Genomic DNA, 16,072 nt, shown 5'->3' on the forward strand with positions numbered 1-16,072 from the left:
GCAAGGTTCCTCGGGCGGCAGCCAGCCCGCCACGCCGGCGAGCGGCACCAACCACGGCACTGCTGCTCGGGAAAAAGCCCAGCCCGCGTCAGAGTATAGAGCGCGGCACCGAGAAAGCGCGTTGCCTTAGCTACCGGCAGATCGGCGCGGCGCCATATAGTCGATCAGTTCGAATAGGCAGCTCAAGGCGTTACCTTTGCGACGGAACCCGTCAATCTGAGCTTCTTTGCCGCGCTCAATGACTTCCGCTTCGTCGAGTGAGCTGTAAGCGACGATGGGAACCACCGAATATCCGGTGGATTGGCGCATGGCAGCAGCAACGGTGAATCCGTCACAAAGCGGCATTTCGAGGTCGAGGATCACGATATGAGGTGTCGAGACTGGCGGCGCCTTCAACGCTGATCGTCCTCCATCGACCACGTCCGTTCGGAAGCCCTCGAGCACCAAAACAGCCGCAAGCGCTTCCGGGCCGGCCCGATCGTCGTCGACGATCAGCACCGCGACAGGCGGGGTGACGCTCGTGAACGTTCGAACGCTCCACAAGCCGTGGGGTAACGGAGAGCCGGGCTGCATTTCGAGAAGGCTGAGTTTTCGAGAACTCAGCAACGGCCATGCCGACGGTCAGTCTTCGGAAGCCAGTGGTCCCAGTTTTCTCAAAGCCTTCGCTGCGTCGAGGAGGGCGGCTTCTTCGCTCACGAATGCTTCCTGAGATTGATGGAGCACGAGCGACGGCCCGCCATTCGGATCGGCTGCCACAGCCATCCAGATCCAGCCACCTGCCTGACGTTCTACCCGGATTTCCGGAGAATCGGACACGGTTATTATCTCCTTCGGACATTACCGCGGTCGGACCTCTCCTTGTGAGTGTAGTAAAGCCTGCGATCGGCAGGAATTTAAGGAAGGTAGAGGGACAAATCAACGAGGGCGTTGGGAAAGTGACGGACGGGTGAGCCCAGGAAGCGAAGAGTGACGTCCAACAGGCCGGCGGGAAGCCAGGGAACAACTCGGTGACACGAAGGAAGATTTGAAGGACGCGCCGGCAATGCCGCCGCCGACGACAGTTCTGCGACGCCCACGCCTTGAATCGAACCGACGTAGTGAGTCACCGTGACGCGTGTCGCACGCGTCCGCCTACCTCGGTCACGTGATTCCCCTGCGCTCCGGTTCGTTCTGCCAACCTGGCGCGCGAGCCCCCGCTCGCCGCCGCCGACGGCTCTGCCCCTCAGGCAGTTCGCTGGCTCGACAGCTGGAACTTCTGAACCACCTCATTACACATAAGTCGCGACGGTGGCACGCCGCGAAAAGTCGTTTACGGTCAATGACATAGCGGGTGGGGTTGTAAACTCTTTCGGACTGGCGTTAACTCTTGCATTTTGGGCGGCACATGACGCAAGAGAAATCGAGCTGGGCAGCGGCAGAACTCAAGGGCATCGATTTGGGCGACCAACGCCTGAACAAGCGTGCCGTGCTATTGGCTGAGCGGCTGGCGGAGAAGCCGACGGCAAGCATACCCAACGCATGCGGCGGCTGGGCGGAAACGGCAGCAGCGTACCGCTTCCTGTCGCAAGATGAGTTGGACTGGCGCGACATCATGGCGCCACATTGGCAGAGTTCGACCGAACGAATGCGGGCGTGCGAAGTAGTGCTATGCATCCAGGACACCACGCAGTTGGACTTTAACGGTCAGACCATCACAGGGTTGGGACCGCTGTCGTATGAGGCGCAACGCGGGCTGTATCTGCACCCGACTTACGCGGTGACGCCATCGCGCGAACCGCTGGGCGTGCTTGACGCGTACATGTGGGCGCGCGAGCCGAAGGGTGCGGACGGTGTGCGCCCCGGCATCAAGGAAAGCACCCGTTGGACCGAAGGATATGAGAGGGTTGCCGAACAAGCGGCCGCACTGCCTGCCACGCGACTGGTTTATGTGGCTGACCGGGAATCGGACATCATGGCGCTGATGGTCAAAGCAAAGGAGTTGGGCCACCCGGCGGATTGGTTACTGCGCTCGCAGCACAATCGCACCTTGCCTGACGGCGGCAAGCTGTGGGACCAAGTGACTGCGGGTGAGCCGGCGGGCAGGATTCACTTTACGCTGGCAGCCCGTCAGGCTCAGCCTGCGCGCGCGGTTCGGCAGCAGGTGTGGGCGCAGCGGGTTGCGTTGACTGATGCTGCAGGCGGCGTGGTGAGTGCTACTTGCATCGTCGCCCGCGAGGTCGACCCGCCGGCAGGCGTCAAGCCGATCGAATGGCGCCTGCTGAGTAACCGCGATGTGAACGACCTGGAGGCGGCAGCGCAGCTTATTGATTGGTACCGCGCGCGCTGGGAGGTGGAACTATTCTTTCATGTGCTCAAGAACGGCTGTCGGGTCGAGGCGTTGCAACTCGCATCGATGGCACGGCTTGAACGTGCCTTGGCGCTGTTCATGGTGGTGGCATGGCGCATTGCTCGGTTGATGCGACTCGGTCGAACTTGCCCGGACCTGGATGCAGCGCTCTTGTTCGAGCGAGATGAATGGCGCGCGGCATTCATTCTCAACAAGAAGAAACCGCCGAAGAACTCACCGCGTCTGAATGAGGTCGTGCGCTTGGTCGCCATGCTCGGCGGATTCCTGGCGCGCAAAGGCGACGGCGAACCCGGAGTCAAAACCATCTGGCAAGGCCTGCAGCGAGTGACGGATTTCGCCGCCGGCCTCAAGTACGCCCAAGAACTCGGCGAATGACTTATGTGTAATCAAATGCTTCTGAACCAATGCGTTCTCGTCTTGTAGATGCGCGCCCACTACACGAGCCATAGCCAACGAAACCGTTCTCGGACGGGCGGCGCCGCGCTCCATCATGCAATTCGAACGCGAAGCGAGGGACTTCTTCATGCCCTTGCCGCAATTTAGTATGCCCCAAATCAATGCTTTCATCTTCGTACGTCGAGCGTGTTTTTAGGAAGCCGTGCAGACAAGCCTAGGCGCCGGCTCAAGCCGCCGGCCTGGTTTTTCGAAATTCCAAAACAGGCCCTTCGAGTGCCCTACTACGACGAACCTCCTCCGACGCTTGCTTCGCAGCAAGCTGGAGTGTCGCCGTTAAACCGTCGGCGGTCCCAGGCATATCGGTAAAGCCGGTTACGTGCCTGCCATCTGCTCGATAAGCGATGTGCGACTCTTTCAAACAGCTCGATCTCCGGCATTGTCCTTGCGTGGATCTGTTTGCCTGCGGTCCGCAGGCGGCAAACGGAGCAAGACCATGAATGAAGACTAAGTCAAAGGCGTTGGCGAGAAAGTGAAGGGTAATATCAACGAGGGCGTCGACAAGGTGACGAATGATCCGGCACAGGAAGCGAAGGGCGACGCGCAGCAAGTCGCCGGCGAAACCCGTAAGGAGGTTGGCGATCTGAAGGAAGATGTGAAAGACGCTGCGGACGATGCCGACGACACGCCTACAACCGAGCCGTAAAGCTGCGTTGAAAAATATTGCGCTCGTGATACGCCTAACGTGTTTCCATTGGTGCAGGATCACATCCCTGTTCACCCCAGTTTCGCCCGCCCTCGCGGGCGCTCCTTTTTGGTCGATGCCCGGCTCGACTCACCCGTTTGCGAGATCTTGAAAACAGCCATTGCGCTTCGCAGGTACGCCGCTTGTTCTTCCATCGAGCCGGCGGCTGCGGCGGCCTGTTTGACAAGCGCGGCGTTTTGCTGCGTGACTTCGTCCGTCTGGCCAATGGCTTGATCGACTTGCTCGATGCCGCGGGTTTGCTCATGCGACGCCGACGCGATCTCATCCATGATGTCGGTCAGGCGCTCCACTGCAGATGTCATTCTTTCCATCGTCTCGCGGCCTTTGTGACAAGTTCGGTGCCCGCATGCACGCGACCTGCTGAGACTTCGATCAGCGCGCGGATTCGCGCCAACGCTTTTCGCTTCACACGAACTCGAGCACGAAGTGTGCGACGATGGCCGCGCCCGTAGCGAGCGTGGCGAACCAGCTCAACACACGCACCGTCCAGTGCGAGACGAAATCGCCGACGACTTCCCGCTTGGCACCGAGCAGCACGAGGAGCGCGAGCACCGGCGTAACCGTCATGCCGTTGGCCACCGCGCTCCAATACAGCGCATGAACGGGCTCGACGCGCAACACCGCGAGCACCATCGCCGCCGCTGCGCCAAGTCCCGTGACGCCGACGAGCAGCCACGCGATCCGCCGGTCGCGTTGTTCGCCGCGCGGCCAATTGAACGAACTCGCCACAGCCTGCGCCGCGGAGCCCGCCAGGGGCGGCAAGGCCAGCAATGCAGAGCCGATCAGCGCGACCGCAAGCACATGGCTCGCATAGCCATGCGCGAACGGCGCCAATACACGCGCCATGTCGACCGGCTCGCCTACGGGCGTCTTTTGCATAAGATGCAGCGTCGCGGCGGCCGCGATCATCATGCACAGCGCGGCCGCGTTCGAAAGCGCCGTCCGCAGCAGCGTGTTGCGACGAATCTTGCGCATCTGCCCGTTTAGCGCCTTCTGGTCTCGACGGCCGCCGTCCCGCACCTCCTGTTCGGCCTGCGCAAACATCAAATAAGGGCTGACCGTGGTGCCGAGCACGGCAATCAGCATCGTGATGTAGTCCTCGTTCCAGTCCACTCGCGGCACGAATGCGCGCATGAGAACCGTCTGCCAGGGCACTTCGACCACCACGATAACGCCGACATACGCGAACATGGCGAGCGCCATCCACTTTACGATCCGCGCGTACCGTGCGTACGGAACGAGGCATTGGAGGGCGATCGACGCAGCGCCCGACAGCAGTGCGAGCCATGCAACGGACCCACCGATGAAGAGGTGCAACGCCACGCCCATCGCGAGTAAATCGACGGCGACGTTGAGCGTGTTGGCAAAGAGAAAGCGCGCCACCGCGAAGAAATAAAAGAGCGACGAGTAGTGCGCCCGCATGTTGGTGGTTAAGCCGCGCCCGGTCACTACCGCGACGCGCGCTGCGATGAGCTGCAGCGCAACGGTAGACGGATACGACAGCACGCACACCCACAGAAGGTCGAATCCGTACCACGCGCCTGCGAGCGTGTAAGTCGCGATGCCGCCCGGATCGTTGTCCGATGCGACGCTCGCTAATCCTGGCCCGACGTCCGCGGCCCACGAGTGCGCCGCCCGCTTGCTCCCGCGCGCGGTTTCATCCGCTAGCTGTTTTTCATGATTAGTGACCATTGCGCAATCCGCCAACGCGATTGACGGAGCGCTCCGCATGAAGCGTTCCTCCCGGCGAGGATGCAGTGCAGTGACATACAACGGCTACAGCGTCTGGAAGTACCAGTGTAAATCGAACAGGGGAAATAATGGAGGGGCGGTTTCAAACCGAAGTGCAACGGGGGTTAATGTTTAGTTCTCTGAGGTTGATCACACGCACGTGCTGGCATTCTTTCATCGTTACCGCGTGGATACGCCGTGGTGGAGGAAGCGCGCCATCGTCGAACTCGCCTGCACTGCGCTGGAAATACACGCGCAGCTTGAGGAAGAGATCTTTTATCCCGCGCTCAGCGAGGCGATGGGCGCCTAACGAAAAGCAAGCCTGAACATGACAAGATGCGCGAACACATCGCGAAGCTGCGCTCGATGGGTCCGGAGGACGCCGCCTACGATCCGCGTTTCATGCATCTCATGCGTTAAGTGATGCATCACGTCGCGGACGAGGAAACGGCCCAGCTTCCAACGGCCGAACGCGCGCTCGCCTCGCAGTTATCCGAGCTCGGCGTTCGCATGACGAAGCGACGCATGCAACTCGTTGCGCAACACCAGCCCGGTGCCATCGCGGCGAATACTGTGGGCACGTTTCCGCTCGCGTCGTTTGCGTTGATGTCGATCGGCGCGCTCGCGCTCCTGCACTGTCTGCGGCCCGCCTCCGCGCGCCGCGGATATTGCGCGTAACGCCGCTTATGATCGGCGCGGCGTGCCGTTTATCTCGACAATATGTACCGGGATGGACTTTGCGCCTGGCACCTTGCTTTCCTTCGCGCAATGCCATAGCGGCAGCAACGGATTGCACTCGGGGTAATAACCGGCGATGCATCCCTGAGGTATGTTGTACGGCTGGATGCGCAGACCCGCGACGCGCCGTTCGAAGCCATCATCGGCGATGGTGCGCAAAGTGATGCGGTCATCCTTGCTCAAGCCGTGTCGCGCCATGTCGGCTTCGCACATAAAGATCACCATGCGATCACCTTTGACCCCGCGAAAACGGTCGTCGTGGCTATAGATCGTCGTGTTGAACTGACTGTCGCTGCGCAGCGTCATGAGGCGCAGCGAATCGGGCTCGCGCTCGGGCATGTCCGGATCTTCGCCGAGCGTTTCCGGCACGGCGAACTCCGCCTTGCCGCTCTTTGTCTGCCACTTGCGTTCGCGCGCCGGCAAGCTGCGCGGAAAGCCGCCGGGCGTCCACATCCTTTCGTTGAAATCGCGGAAGGTCTCAGGATACGTTTTCGCGATTTCATCGCGCACGAGCGCATAATCGTCACGCCAGCGATCCCAATCGACGGTCGATCGATCGCCGAGCGTATGCTTCGCCAGCTCCGCGACGATATACGGCTCCGAGCGCGCATCGGCCGAAGCGGGTTCGGCCACGCCGCGCGAGCCGTGAATGCAACCGGTGCTGTCTTCCATCGTGACAGCCTGCTCGATGCCAGCTTGCGTATCGATCTCGATGCGGCTCAGACACGGCAGAATGTAAGACTTTTCGCCATGCACGAGATGACTTCGGTTGAGCTTCGTGGCGACATTGACGGTGAGTTTCAGAGTGCGCCACGCCGGTTCGATGCGCATCCGATCCGGCACCGAGCGCACGAGATTGCCGCCAAGATTGATGACCGCGCTGACCTTGCCGTCGAGCATCGCCTCGAAGGTTTCGACGATGTTCATTCCCTTTTCACGCGGCGGCTCGAAACCGAACTGGCTCGCGAGCTCGTCGAGCGGCGCGAGTTCCGGTTTCTCCGTGATGCCCACGGTGCGCTGCCCCTGCACGTTCGAGTGCCCCCGCACCGGCGACGGCCCCGCGCCCGGCTTGCCAACGTTGCCGCGCAGAAAGAGCAGATTGCACAGCATGCGGACGTTTTGCACGCCCTGCCTGTGCTGCGTGATGCCCATGCCGTAGTGCGCCATGACCGCGTTCGCGCGCATGTATTCATCGGCGGAAGCTTCGATGTCCGCGCGCGGCAGTCCCGCCACGCGCTCGATATCGTCCCACGATGCGGCGCGCACGTAATTCGCGAACGCTTCGAAGCCAACGGTGTGCTTTTCGATGAAATCGACATCGAGCACGCGCGGTTCGTGGCTCTCTATCGAGCGATCGTCGGCATGGATGACCGCCTTGCAGATGCCGAGCAATGCAGCCGTATCGCCGCCCGCCTTCACCTGATGATATTGCGTGCTGATGAGCGTATGCGCGGGCGTCATCATCTCGACCGGCGATTGCGGGTTGGCGAACTTTAGAAGACCCGGCTCGCGCAGCGGATTGAAGGTGATGATTGGGACGCCGCGCTTTCTCGCGTCCTGCAGCTGGTGCAGCATGCGCGGGCTATTGGTGCCGACGTTCTGTCCGAAGAAGAATATGAGGTCGGTCTTCTCGAAGTCCTCCAGCCTGACGGTGCCGACGCCCACGCCGATCGCTTCTTTTAATCCGACGCTCGTGCTTTCATGGCACATGTTCGAACTGTCGGGCAGATTGTTGGTGCCGTACATGCGCGCGAAAAGCTGATACATGTACGAAGTTTCCAGCGAAGCTCTTCCCGATGCATAGAAAGCGACGCGCTTCGGATCGAGCGCGCGCAACTCTTGGCCGATGTCATTGAAGGCTTCCTGCCAGGAGACGCTCACATACTTGTCGGTGGCCGCGTCGTAACGCAGCGGCGCGGTGAGACGTCCCGCGTCCTCGAGATCGTGGTCATGCCATGCGCATAGCTCCGTCACCGTATGAAGCTCGAAGAACTGCGGGGTCATGCGTTTGGCCGTCAGAGCCCACGCCGTTGCTTTCGCGCCGCTTTCGCAGAACTCGAAGGTGTGCGGATCGGCGGGCTTTGCCCATGAGCAACTGACGCAGGCGAACCCTTCGGGCTTGTTCTGCTTTAGCAGAACAGTGCTGACCTTGAGCGGCACCTTTTCGTGTACGAGCGCGCCAGTGACGGCCCTCACCGATCCCCAACCACCCGACGAATAGGGGTACGCGGCGTTCTTGTGAACGCCTTTGTCTGACTCGGCCATGTGTTCGTCTCACGCGCTGTCGATTTGCCTACTCCACGCTGAAGCAAGTCACATACCTCTTCGGAGGGCCTTCGAAAGGCAAAATCACGATACACCTGCGCTGCTATCTTGGTTCATCGGGAGCGACGACGGAGGGGGTCGAAACCGCGCCGAGGGTCGACGGTACTTCCCGTCCGACCACGTCGCGACATCCCCCAGTGCGAGCATGCCGACTAGCTGCTTTTCGCTCTCCCACGACAGTCATGCGGCGAATCCGCAACTGCTCCATCCTGCGCATCGCATCTTCGATTCCGATGTGTCCGAAGCACCATTCCACCGGCTCGCTAGCTGCCTCCTGCCCAGGCATGAAGAATCTTTGCCGACGGCAATTGCGCGTACGACGATATCGCGATCCGTCATGACGCCCTTGAGCCGCCTGCAGTCGCATACTGACAGCGCGCCCACGTTGAGTTCGTCCATCAGTTCAGCCGCGCGGCGCATGGTGTCAGTAGGTACGATGGCCTGCACCTCTCGTTTCAGCACTTCGGCTACGTGGTCATCAAATTCTCCCGTCCGAGTCACGCCGCTTCTTGGAGATCAAGCAACAACATTCGTCATACCGAAAACCGTGTCCGCAATGCCGTGGTAGTCGTGACGAATCTGCGAAGGCGCTACGGGCAGGCGCTCGGGTAGAGGGCTTCTTTGCGCTTGGCCTGATGGCGTTCAGTTACGGCTGCGCGCTGCTCGCGCACGGGTATGCATTCGTCGCCGCTTTTGCTGCAGACGTCGGACTTAGGCGTGAAGAATTGCAAGCGACACGAGAGAAATCGCCGACTGAAGCACTCGAATCAGTGGAACGCGGGGAGCGCGAGGAGGCGGCGAAAGCTCCCGAGCTCGCGCATGCTTTCGTGGCCAAGACGATGACGGCCTTCGCGGTTGAGCCGGAGCGGCTTGCTAAGTTCGGGTTGCTGCTCCGCATCGGCAGCCTTCTATTGGCGCACTGGCAGCCGCTGTTCGACTGGCGCGTGATTCGGTCGGTATTATTCATGTAATTTGTGGCCCAACCGCTCGCCGCGACCGTGTCGCTCGTCGGATCGTCACTTGACGCAACTCAGCGCTGGCTTGTGGGGAGGCTCGGGATTCGCGGCGTCAGCGCGTTCTACTGCCTGCTTTTCAGTCTCGAGTGCGTAGGCAAGGATCAGCTAAAAGCGAACGCGCTCATCGTGCTCGGGAGGATCGTGCTGCCGCGCTGCATGGCGCGAGCGCCACGACGCTGCTCTAATGATATTGCAAACGCAGGTAAGTGCTTTGGCCGGCATGCGGATTGCTTAAGCAAGCGCGCGTCTGGCTCCGATGAGCGGCTCGGCAAGTGGCAGTTCTGGCTGTTTTTCATCGGCTTCGACGTTACCTTCTTCCCGATGCACCTGCTCGGTCTCCCAGGCATGCCGCGGCGCGTGTGGACCTATCCGCACGCAATGGGCTGGGACGGCATGAATGTTACCGCGACGATCGGCGCATGTGTGATCGCGCTGAGCGTGGTGCTTTTCATCGTCAATGTCGTGAAGACGCTGGGCAGCGACAAACGTGCCGCCGCCGATCCGTGGGGCGCGGGCACGCTCGAATGGAGCGTGCCGTCGTCGCCGCCGCCGCATAACTTCGATGCGATTCCAGTCGTGCATGGACGCGATCCGCTATGGGAGCCGTCCGCGCAACCGGCCTTCGTCGCGGGTCTCGCCGCCGATAACCGTGAAGTGCTCGTGACGAGCGTGCTCGATGCGCAGCCCGATCATCGGCCGATGTTTCCGACGTCATCCATCTGGCCGTTTGCAAGCGCCGTCGCGACGACGATTCTGTTCATCAGCTCGATCTACACGCCGTCGGCGAGCGTATGGGGATCGCTGCCGGTCGCCGTGGCGATGATCGGCTGGTTCTGGCCCAATCGCGGCGAGAACCGGCTTGCGCTCGCGCGGGAGCGCCGGCCATGAACGCCGAAACGCGCCGCGACGCGAACGGCACCGGCGAGCTCGTGCTCGACGTGCGCGCGCTGCCGACCTGCGCCTTCAGTCACCGCAGCCTGATGTGGTGGAGCACGGCCGGCCTGATGCTGATCGACGGCACGGTGTTCGCCGTCGCGGTGATGATGGTCTTCTATCTACGCACGCGCGCTTCTGCCTGGCCGATGGCCGCCGAGCCGCCGCGTCTTTTCTAGGGCACGCTCAACACGGTCGGGCTGCTCGTCACCCTGTGGCCGGACCAGCTCGCGAAGAACGCGGCGGAACGCGGCGATCGGGGGAAAGCGGCGATCTGGCTCACGGTCTGCCTGGTCGCATCGTTGATCTTCCTCATGGTACGCGGATTCGAATTCGCAACGTTGAACGTGAGTTGGTACACGAACGTATGGCTCGGTCATCTGGCTGCTGCTCGGCTCAAGACGACGAAATACCTACGGCGTGATCTACTGGGTGGCGCGGCTATGAAAACCTGGCTTGCGCTACTCGGGGCTCCGTCCATCTTTCTCGGATGTCTCAGCTTGAACTACGCGCTCGTGACGCCGGCGTGCCGGCTCGGAGGCCATGCGTTGCTCGACGGCGTGAGCGGCGCGAGCGCGATCGTGTGCGTCGCCGCGACGCTGCTCGCATGGCAGCGCTGGCGCGACGCGCGACGCAAGCTCGCCATGCCGACGCGCGACACCGGCGACCGCCCGGCGCGCGCCGGTTTCATCGCGGCGGTGGCAGCCGGTGTGGGCGCGTTGTCGGTGCTTTCGTGATCGCGATTTTGATACCGCAATGGCTACTGTCCGCCTGCTGAAATGTGCGCTGCCTTGCGTGCTCCTGTCGTCCGACGATACGTACGCCCACGTCGCTACGACCGAGGCATCGCCGCTCGCGTGGACGTTCGAACCGTGGATTGTCGTCGTGCTAGCGGTGAGTCTGACGCTTTACCTCGCCGGAGATCTGAAGCTGCGCAAGCGAGGCGCGCAAGGCCGTCGCGAGCGGACCGCGAAGCTGATCGCGTTTGCCGCCGGATGGTTGACGCTCGTCGTTGCGCTGGTTTCGCCGCTGCACGCATTGAGCGAATGGCTGTTCTCCGCACATGTTGCAGCACGAACTCTTCATGCTCGTGGCCGCGCCGCTACTCGTGATCGGCCGGCCGCTCGCCGTATGGCTCTGGGCATTTCCCGCCGCTGCTCGCGCAGTCATCGGCGCGGCGACGCGTTCGCGCTGGATCAAACTGCCGTGGCGCTTTCTGACCTTGCCCGTCGTCGCGTGGACGTTGCACGCCGCCGCGCTCTGGTGCGTGCATCGAGACGACGCGCGCCCTCTGCTTCGATCCCTTGCAGGATCAGCAACTCGGCGGTCTGGTGATTTGGGTTCCGGGCGGGCTTGCGTATCTGATTGGCGGATTGCTCGTCGGCGCGCGCTGGCTGATGCGACGACCGCCGCCGCGCGCCGTCGCCGACGTGGTCCGCGAAGGATGATTGCACGCACACGACTCCAATCGCGCTTGTGATCGCCACGCTCGCCGCCTGCCAGGGCAAGCCGCCTTCGTCCGACTCGATCACCGGCGGCGATCCGCGACGCGGGCTCGATGCCATCCAGCGATACGGCTGCGGCGCGTGTCACCGGATCGATGGCGTGCCGGGCGCGTACGGCAAGGTCGGACCGACGCTGCAAAACATCGGCGAGCGGGCTTACGTTGCGGGCAAGCTGCCCGATCTCGGCGTCGGCGAAATTGATGCGCGTGACATCGCCGCATTCCTGTATCACCAATGACCATGAACGTATCCCGCTTCCTCTTCGTTCTGCTTGTGTGGCCGCTCGCCGTCAGGGCGGACGAGATGGCGTCGCCATCGCCCGAACTGATTGCGCGCGGCGCGTATCTTGCCAAAGCCGCCGACTGCGCCGGCTGCCATACCGCGCCCTCGAACGCCGCGCCGTATGCGAGCCGGCTTGGGATGACGTCGCCGTTCGGCACCATCGTCAGCAGCAACATCACGCCGGATCGCGAGACGCGCATCGGTACCTACAGCTACGAGGACTTCGCGAAGGCGTTGCGCGAGGGCATCGCGCCGGGTGGCAAGGGACCGTATCCCGCGATGCCGTATCCGGCGTTTGCGAAAATCAGCGACGACGATTTGCGCGCGCTCTACGCCTTCATGATGCATAGCGTGCCGCCTGTGATTCACCGGCCGCCGGAACGAAAGTGCCCTTTCCGTTCAACCAGCGCTGGGCGTTGCGCCTGTGGCGCATGGCGTTCGCGCCGAAGCAGCCGTTTCAACCGCACGCCGATCGCGATGCGAGCTGGAATCGCGGCGCCTATCCAACCTCGCTGATCCGGCTTCTCGTGGAAGGCGGCAACAGTCCCGCGACGATCGACGGGCCGGCCCGTCGGCCGATGCCGCCGTTCGCCGGACGCCTCACCGACGCGCAGATCGCGCAAGTGCTCACGTATATGCGCGCGTCATGGGGCAACGACGCGCGCCCGGTCACGACCAATGATGTCGCATCGTTTCGCGCGACCATTCACAAATGACGTGCGTTACTCCGGTTCGCCCGCGCCCTCGTTCGGCTTGCCTTCCTGGAGTCGTCCTTCTTCACTTCGGCTTCGCGCACCGTCGTGCCTTCGTCGTACGTTTCCGAGACATCGGTGGTGAGGGTTTCGTGGTCGGAGGTCTTCTAGTCTCGTCCGCTTTGCTGGGATGGCGTGCTTTGTTCGATGCGCCTCGTTACGGCGGCCACACGATACGACCACCCTGTTTCAACGCTTGCGCGCTATCGACTACTCGTCGGTCGGATCGACTGAGTCTTCCAAGCCCTTTCGATGTTGGCCTTCTGGTCGCCATAGTCCTTGCGATTGCCGCCGTTGGTAAGTTCGACATCGCCCTTCACCTTGCGATCTTCGTTGCCCGTCACGGTGCCGATGGCCGTATCGGGCCAGCCTTTGACCTGTTCCTTGATACCTTCCCTTTGATCCTTGTTCATCGTGTGCTCATGGACAACAAGGACGATGACGCCGATGCCTCAGCGTGCCACGCGTCTGCGAATCAGCGCTGCGATCGCGAAGCCTGCGCCGAGCGCGACGTAGGTCATCGCGAGGGAGCGCTTCGACAGATGAGCTTCGAAGCCGGGTGTGACTCGCTTGGGCACGGCGTAGTAATCGACAAGATAGGCGACGAGCGCGGTCGTCGCGGCGGCGGCAACGATCGTGGCCGGGCGCGAACGGGATCCGCATAACGACTCGAACAACACGCCCCAGAAAGCCGCGCTTCCCATGTGAATGGTTGCGCCGAACCCGCTGTATCTGAAGCTCGGTTCTTCATGCCAAGATTGCTCTCGGCCATAAGCAGTGGGAAACGGCGTTGATCGCCGCATATGGCCCATGTCCCGCGCGAACAGCCGCGGTCGACGCGGCGCAAGCCGAAGCGAGTCCGGCGGCGGAGCCTGAATAGATGGCCCGCTTTAACAGGTCGTCGAAATGCCGTTGCATGTGTGGCTCCTTGCCGAACGCTCCCACTTGTCGCAGCATCCGCCGTGCCGAAGTTGCTCAGTAATGTCTTTCCGGGTGATGTCGATGTGCGCCCCTCACGAACACGAAGAGCGTCGCGCCTGCCGCTGCGACAGCAAATCGGCAGGGGTTCGCCCTCACTGCGCGGATTACTTCCGCGATCCCCGGCGACCCATTCGGCGAAACGCGCTGGCTCGTTTGCATCGCGGGCGCGATCTGCGGACGCGTGTTCGCGGGCACGTTCGTCGTCGGCGCTGCATGAGACGCGTGCTTCTCGCGCGATTCGTCGGTCTTGCCTTCACGCGCCTCGACTCTCGTCGCAGCGGCTTCCGCGCCGAGCAGCATGACGGCTGCCGCGAAATGCAGCCACATGAGGAGCACGGCGAGGGAGCCGGCCGCGCCGATTGCGCTCGCGGTCCCGGCATGCGTGAGATAGAGCGCGAAAAGCTTCTTGCCGACCGAGAACAGCACTGCGGAAATGATACCGCCCACGAGCGCAACGCGCCACGATACGTGACCATCGGGGAGACACCTCAACAGCGTGGCGAAAGCGCACGAAAGGATTCCGAGACCGAGCACGAACTGCACGATGTCGCCGATGACGACGAGCGGCGATTCCCCGAACACCCAATTGCCGGCGGCCTGCACGGCGGTGTCCAGCACGAGCGACACGATCAGCAGGAACGCGACGCCCATGACGAGACCGAACGAGATCAGCCGAACCTTGACGAGCGTGGCGACGCCCGATTTCTCTCTGCCGCTTTTTGGCCAGATGATCGATAGCGCCGTGTTCAAGGACGAAAACGTCGCCGATGCCCCCACGGCCAGCACTACGAACGAGATCACTGCGGCAAGGCCGCTTCCGCCGCTCTGATGTGCGTATTCGACTATCGCCTGCACGCTCGCGGCGGCATCCTTGCCGAGCAAGCCGCTGATCTGATGAAAGAGCTGACCACGAGCGGCCTGCGCACCGAACACGAGTCCGGCGACAGCGATCACCATGACGAGCGTCGGCGCGAGCGAGAACGCGGTGCTCGCCGCCATCGGCGCGGCGCGATCGGTGCCGAAACGTTTGAACGTGCGTGCGGGCCACGCAAAGGTTCGGCTCATAAGCGATCTGACGTTCATGGCTGTCTCCGTTGATCCATGCGCTGGGCACCAAGCATCGACGATGCCCGGCCTTGAGACCTGCCGGCCGCTTGGCATGTGCGTTGCTAATCCCATTCAGGCCGAGGTCGCGGACTCAATCCGGGCAGCCGGCCTTCCATTCCACGACGCGGCTTCCCCGCGATACGCCAGCGCGAAGTCATCGCGCTGAGGCTCGCAGCAGCACGGCCGTAAGCGACGCTTCGACGTCCTCTTGGTCGCTGCGGGCAAAAACCGTTCAACCTTGATGATTCGCGCCGAGACCGTGAAGGGTTTCATGCGCCCAAAAAAGGAGTCGTGCAAATGTTCGTGCATAACAAGCGTCTGCAATACACCGTCCGCGTGAGCGCGCCCAACCCGGGTCTCGCCAACCTGTTGCTCGAGCAGTTCGGCGGGCCGCAGGGCGAACTGGCTGCCGCGTGCCGGTACTTCACGCAAGCTGTCGGCGAAGACGATCCGGGCCGCAAAGACCTGTTGTTCGACATCGCCACCGAAGAACTCAGCCATCTCGAAGTGATCGGCTCGATCGTCGCGATGCTGAATAAGGGCGCAAAGGGCCAGCTGGCGGAGGCCGTGGAATCGGAAGCCGAGTTGTATCGATCGCTCACAGGCGGCGGTAACGATTCGCACACCACCGCGCTGCTCTATGGCGGCGGCCCGGCCCTCACCAACTCCGCAGGCGTGCCTTGGACCGCCGCTTATATCGACACCATCGGCGAGCCGACGGCTGACCTGCGCTCGAACATCGCCGCGGAGGCGCGTGCGAAAATCGTCTACGAACGTCTCATCAACGTGACGGACGACCCGGGCATCAAGGAAGCGCTGGGCTTTTTGATGACGCGCGAAATCGCGCATCAGAAGTCGTTCGAAAAGGCGCTTCATTCGATCCAGCCGAACTTCCCGCAAGGCAAGCTGCCGGGCGAGCCGGAGTTCGCGAGCGTCTACTTCAACATGTCGAAGGGCAATGACGCGCGCGGGCCGTGGAACGAGGGCGGCGACTGGAAGTTCGTCGATGACCCGCAACCGGCCGTCGATGGTGGCGATGGAACTGCGACCGTGACCGTGACCGAACGCGACGTCGACGTGCTGCAGGCGATGGCATCGCGCACGGCTTCGGATCCGTCCGCCGACCCGACCACCGGTGCCGACCTTGGCACAGGACAGGCCAACGAGGTGTAAGACCGGGCGGCGCTGCTCCGGCT

At 62.4% G+C, this 16,072-nt stretch carries 18 protein-coding genes and 4 pseudogenes; 12 read left to right on the forward strand and 10 right to left on the reverse strand.

Annotated features, from left to right (window positions below):
* Positions 1–126: 126 nt before the first annotated feature.
* Complete coding sequence (locus tag ACEN42_RS38410) at positions 127–498, reverse strand: response regulator (RefSeq protein ID WP_371884338.1); 372 nt, start codon at positions 496–498, stop codon at positions 127–129.
* A 123-nt stretch (positions 499–621) separates the two neighbouring features.
* Positions 622–816, reverse strand: coding sequence for a hypothetical protein (locus ACEN42_RS38415; RefSeq protein WP_371884339.1), 195 nt, complete (start codon positions 814–816; stop codon positions 622–624).
* A 568-nt stretch (positions 817–1,384) separates the two neighbouring features.
* Here ACEN42_RS38415 and ACEN42_RS38420 point away from each other — a divergent pair.
* Together ACEN42_RS38420 and ACEN42_RS38425 are read left to right on the forward strand one after the other, a co-directional pair.
* Positions 1,385–2,722 carry an IS4 family transposase gene (locus tag ACEN42_RS38420; protein WP_371880870.1) on the forward strand — a complete coding sequence of 446 codons (1,338 nt, stop codon included), beginning with the start codon at positions 1,385–1,387 and terminating at the stop codon, positions 2,720–2,722.
* A gap of 550 nt (positions 2,723–3,272) precedes the next feature.
* Positions 3,273–3,446: a CsbD family protein gene (locus ACEN42_RS38425; RefSeq protein ID WP_371884340.1), complete on the forward strand. Its 174-nt coding sequence runs from the start codon at positions 3,273–3,275 to the stop codon at positions 3,444–3,446.
* 71 nt (positions 3,447–3,517) lie between these two features.
* On the opposite strand, the gene ACEN42_RS38430 is transcribed toward ACEN42_RS38425, so the two are convergent.
* Both ACEN42_RS38430 and ACEN42_RS38435 read right to left on the reverse strand, forming a co-directional pair.
* Complete coding sequence (locus ACEN42_RS38430; protein ID WP_371884341.1) at positions 3,518–3,817, reverse strand: hypothetical protein; 300 nt, start codon at positions 3,815–3,817, stop codon at positions 3,518–3,520.
* Positions 3,818–3,911: 94 nt separating this feature from the next.
* Positions 3,912–5,198 carry an NRAMP family divalent metal transporter gene (locus tag ACEN42_RS38435; RefSeq protein WP_371884342.1) on the reverse strand — a complete coding sequence of 429 codons (1,287 nt, stop codon included), beginning with the start codon at positions 5,196–5,198 and terminating at the stop codon, positions 3,912–3,914.
* 199 nt (positions 5,199–5,397) lie between these two features.
* On the opposite strand from ACEN42_RS38435, the pseudogene ACEN42_RS38440 reads away from it, so the two are divergent.
* Positions 5,398–5,915 (forward strand): annotated as a pseudogene (locus ACEN42_RS38440) (hemerythrin domain-containing protein).
* 6 nt (positions 5,916–5,921) lie between these two features.
* Here ACEN42_RS38440 and ACEN42_RS38445 read toward each other — a convergent pair.
* Positions 5,922–8,240 (reverse strand): FdhF/YdeP family oxidoreductase, encoded by a 2,319-nt coding sequence (locus tag ACEN42_RS38445; RefSeq protein WP_371884343.1) that lies wholly within the window; start codon positions 8,238–8,240, stop codon positions 5,922–5,924.
* Positions 8,241–8,480: 240 nt separating this feature from the next.
* Complete coding sequence (locus ACEN42_RS38450; protein WP_371884663.1) at positions 8,481–8,720, reverse strand: hypothetical protein; 240 nt, start codon at positions 8,718–8,720, stop codon at positions 8,481–8,483.
* 89 nt (positions 8,721–8,809) lie between these two features.
* Between ACEN42_RS38450 and ACEN42_RS38455 the strand changes: the two genes are divergently transcribed.
* The 3 genes and pseudogenes from ACEN42_RS38455 to ACEN42_RS38465 all read left to right on the forward strand — a co-directional run bounded on the left by ACEN42_RS38455 (position 8,810) and on the right by ACEN42_RS38465 (position 10,428).
* Positions 8,810–9,271 carry a hypothetical protein gene (locus tag ACEN42_RS38455; protein WP_371884344.1) on the forward strand — a complete coding sequence of 154 codons (462 nt, stop codon included), beginning with the start codon at positions 8,810–8,812 and terminating at the stop codon, positions 9,269–9,271.
* 300 nt (positions 9,272–9,571) lie between these two features.
* Positions 9,572–10,204: pseudogene (locus ACEN42_RS38460) on the forward strand (cbb3-type cytochrome c oxidase subunit I); the annotation flags it as partial.
* The gene (locus ACEN42_RS38465; RefSeq protein ID WP_371884345.1) at positions 10,201–10,428 is read left to right on the forward strand and encodes a hypothetical protein; all 228 of its coding nucleotides are present in this window, start codon (positions 10,201–10,203) and stop codon (positions 10,426–10,428) included. The pseudogene ACEN42_RS38460 and the gene ACEN42_RS38465, both read left to right, overlap by 4 nt.
* Here the strand turns inward: ACEN42_RS38465 and ACEN42_RS38470 are convergent.
* Positions 10,425–10,565 (reverse strand): hypothetical protein, encoded by a 141-nt coding sequence (locus tag ACEN42_RS38470; RefSeq protein WP_371884346.1) that lies wholly within the window; start codon positions 10,563–10,565, stop codon positions 10,425–10,427. The genes ACEN42_RS38465 and ACEN42_RS38470 overlap by 4 nt on opposite strands.
* Positions 10,566–10,749: 184 nt before the next feature.
* Between ACEN42_RS38470 and ACEN42_RS38475 the strand changes: the two genes are divergently transcribed.
* The 5 genes and pseudogenes from ACEN42_RS38475 (at position 10,750) to ACEN42_RS38495 (ending at position 12,752) form a co-directional block, all read left to right on the forward strand.
* The gene (locus ACEN42_RS38475; RefSeq protein ID WP_371884347.1) at positions 10,750–10,986 is read left to right on the forward strand and encodes a hypothetical protein; all 237 of its coding nucleotides are present in this window, start codon (positions 10,750–10,752) and stop codon (positions 10,984–10,986) included.
* A gap of 19 nt (positions 10,987–11,005) precedes the next feature.
* Positions 11,006–11,465, forward strand: a pseudogene (locus ACEN42_RS38480) (cytochrome c oxidase assembly protein); the annotation flags it as partial.
* Positions 11,466–11,580: 115 nt separating this feature from the next.
* The gene (locus tag ACEN42_RS38485; protein WP_371884664.1) at positions 11,581–11,697 is read left to right on the forward strand and encodes a hypothetical protein; all 117 of its coding nucleotides are present in this window, start codon (positions 11,581–11,583) and stop codon (positions 11,695–11,697) included.
* Positions 11,698–11,725: 28 nt separating this feature from the next.
* Complete coding sequence (locus ACEN42_RS38490; protein ID WP_371884348.1) at positions 11,726–11,992, forward strand: cytochrome C; 267 nt, start codon at positions 11,726–11,728, stop codon at positions 11,990–11,992.
* A 2-nt stretch (positions 11,993–11,994) separates the two neighbouring features.
* A pseudogene (locus tag ACEN42_RS38495) lies at positions 11,995–12,752 on the forward strand (cytochrome c).
* Between the two features lie 239 nt (positions 12,753–12,991).
* On the opposite strand, the gene ACEN42_RS38500 reads toward ACEN42_RS38495, so the two are convergent.
* The 3 genes from ACEN42_RS38500 to ACEN42_RS38510 all read right to left on the reverse strand — a co-directional run bounded on the left by ACEN42_RS38500 (position 12,992) and on the right by ACEN42_RS38510 (position 14,852).
* Positions 12,992–13,201, reverse strand: a complete 210-nt coding sequence (locus ACEN42_RS38500; protein ID WP_371884349.1) for a CsbD family protein — start codon at positions 13,199–13,201, stop codon at positions 12,992–12,994.
* Between the two features lie 39 nt (positions 13,202–13,240).
* Complete coding sequence (locus ACEN42_RS38505) at positions 13,241–13,492, reverse strand: hypothetical protein (RefSeq protein ID WP_371884350.1); 252 nt, start codon at positions 13,490–13,492, stop codon at positions 13,241–13,243.
* A gap of 271 nt (positions 13,493–13,763) precedes the next feature.
* Positions 13,764–14,852: a YihY/virulence factor BrkB family protein gene (locus ACEN42_RS38510; protein WP_371884351.1), complete on the reverse strand. Its 1,089-nt coding sequence runs from the start codon at positions 14,850–14,852 to the stop codon at positions 13,764–13,766.
* A gap of 321 nt (positions 14,853–15,173) precedes the next feature.
* Here ACEN42_RS38510 and ACEN42_RS38515 point away from each other — a divergent pair, with 321 nt between their 5' ends.
* A complete protein-coding gene (locus ACEN42_RS38515) occupies positions 15,174–16,049 on the forward strand; it encodes a manganese catalase family protein (protein WP_371884352.1) in 876 nt (291 codons plus the stop codon).
* Positions 16,050–16,072 lie beyond the last annotated feature (23 nt).

Source organism: Caballeronia sp. S22, from assembly GCF_964261745.1.
Taxonomy (GTDB): Bacteria; Pseudomonadota; Gammaproteobacteria; order Burkholderiales; family Burkholderiaceae; genus Caballeronia; species Caballeronia jiangsuensis.

Bases quoted from the DNA above. Each gene is read 5' to 3' on its own strand.
- ACEN42_RS38500 (WP_371884349.1), bottom strand. From the start codon at position 13,201: ATGAACAAGGATCAAAGGGAAGGTATCAAGGAACAGGTCAAAGGCTGG.
- ACEN42_RS38430 (WP_371884341.1), bottom strand. From the start codon at position 3,817: ATGGAAAGAATGACATCTGCAGTGGAGCGCCTGACCGACATCATGGAT.
- ACEN42_RS38510 (WP_371884351.1), bottom strand. From the start codon at position 14,852: ATGAACGTCAGATCGCTTATGAGCCGAACCTTTGCGTGGCCCGCACGC.
- ACEN42_RS38505 (WP_371884350.1), bottom strand. From the start codon at position 13,492: ATGGGAAGCGCGGCTTTCTGGGGCGTGTTGTTCGAGTCGTTATGCGGA.
- ACEN42_RS38435 (WP_371884342.1), bottom strand. From the start codon at position 5,198: ATGGTCACTAATCATGAAAAACAGCTAGCGGATGAAACCGCGCGCGGG.
- ACEN42_RS38420 (WP_371880870.1), top strand. From the start codon at position 1,385: ATGACGCAAGAGAAATCGAGCTGGGCAGCGGCAGAACTCAAGGGCATC.
- ACEN42_RS38450 (WP_371884663.1), bottom strand. From the start codon at position 8,720: ATGCGCCGCGCGGCTGAACTGATGGACGAACTCAACGTGGGCGCGCTG.
- ACEN42_RS38445 (WP_371884343.1), bottom strand. From the start codon at position 8,240: ATGGCCGAGTCAGACAAAGGCGTTCACAAGAACGCCGCGTACCCCTAT.
- ACEN42_RS38515 (WP_371884352.1), top strand. From the start codon at position 15,174: ATGTTCGTGCATAACAAGCGTCTGCAATACACCGTCCGCGTGAGCGCG.
- ACEN42_RS38470 (WP_371884346.1), bottom strand. From the start codon at position 10,565: ATGAGGAAGATCAACGATGCGACCAGGCAGACCGTGAGCCAGATCGCC.
- ACEN42_RS38465 (WP_371884345.1), top strand. From the start codon at position 10,201: ATGAACGCCGAAACGCGCCGCGACGCGAACGGCACCGGCGAGCTCGTG.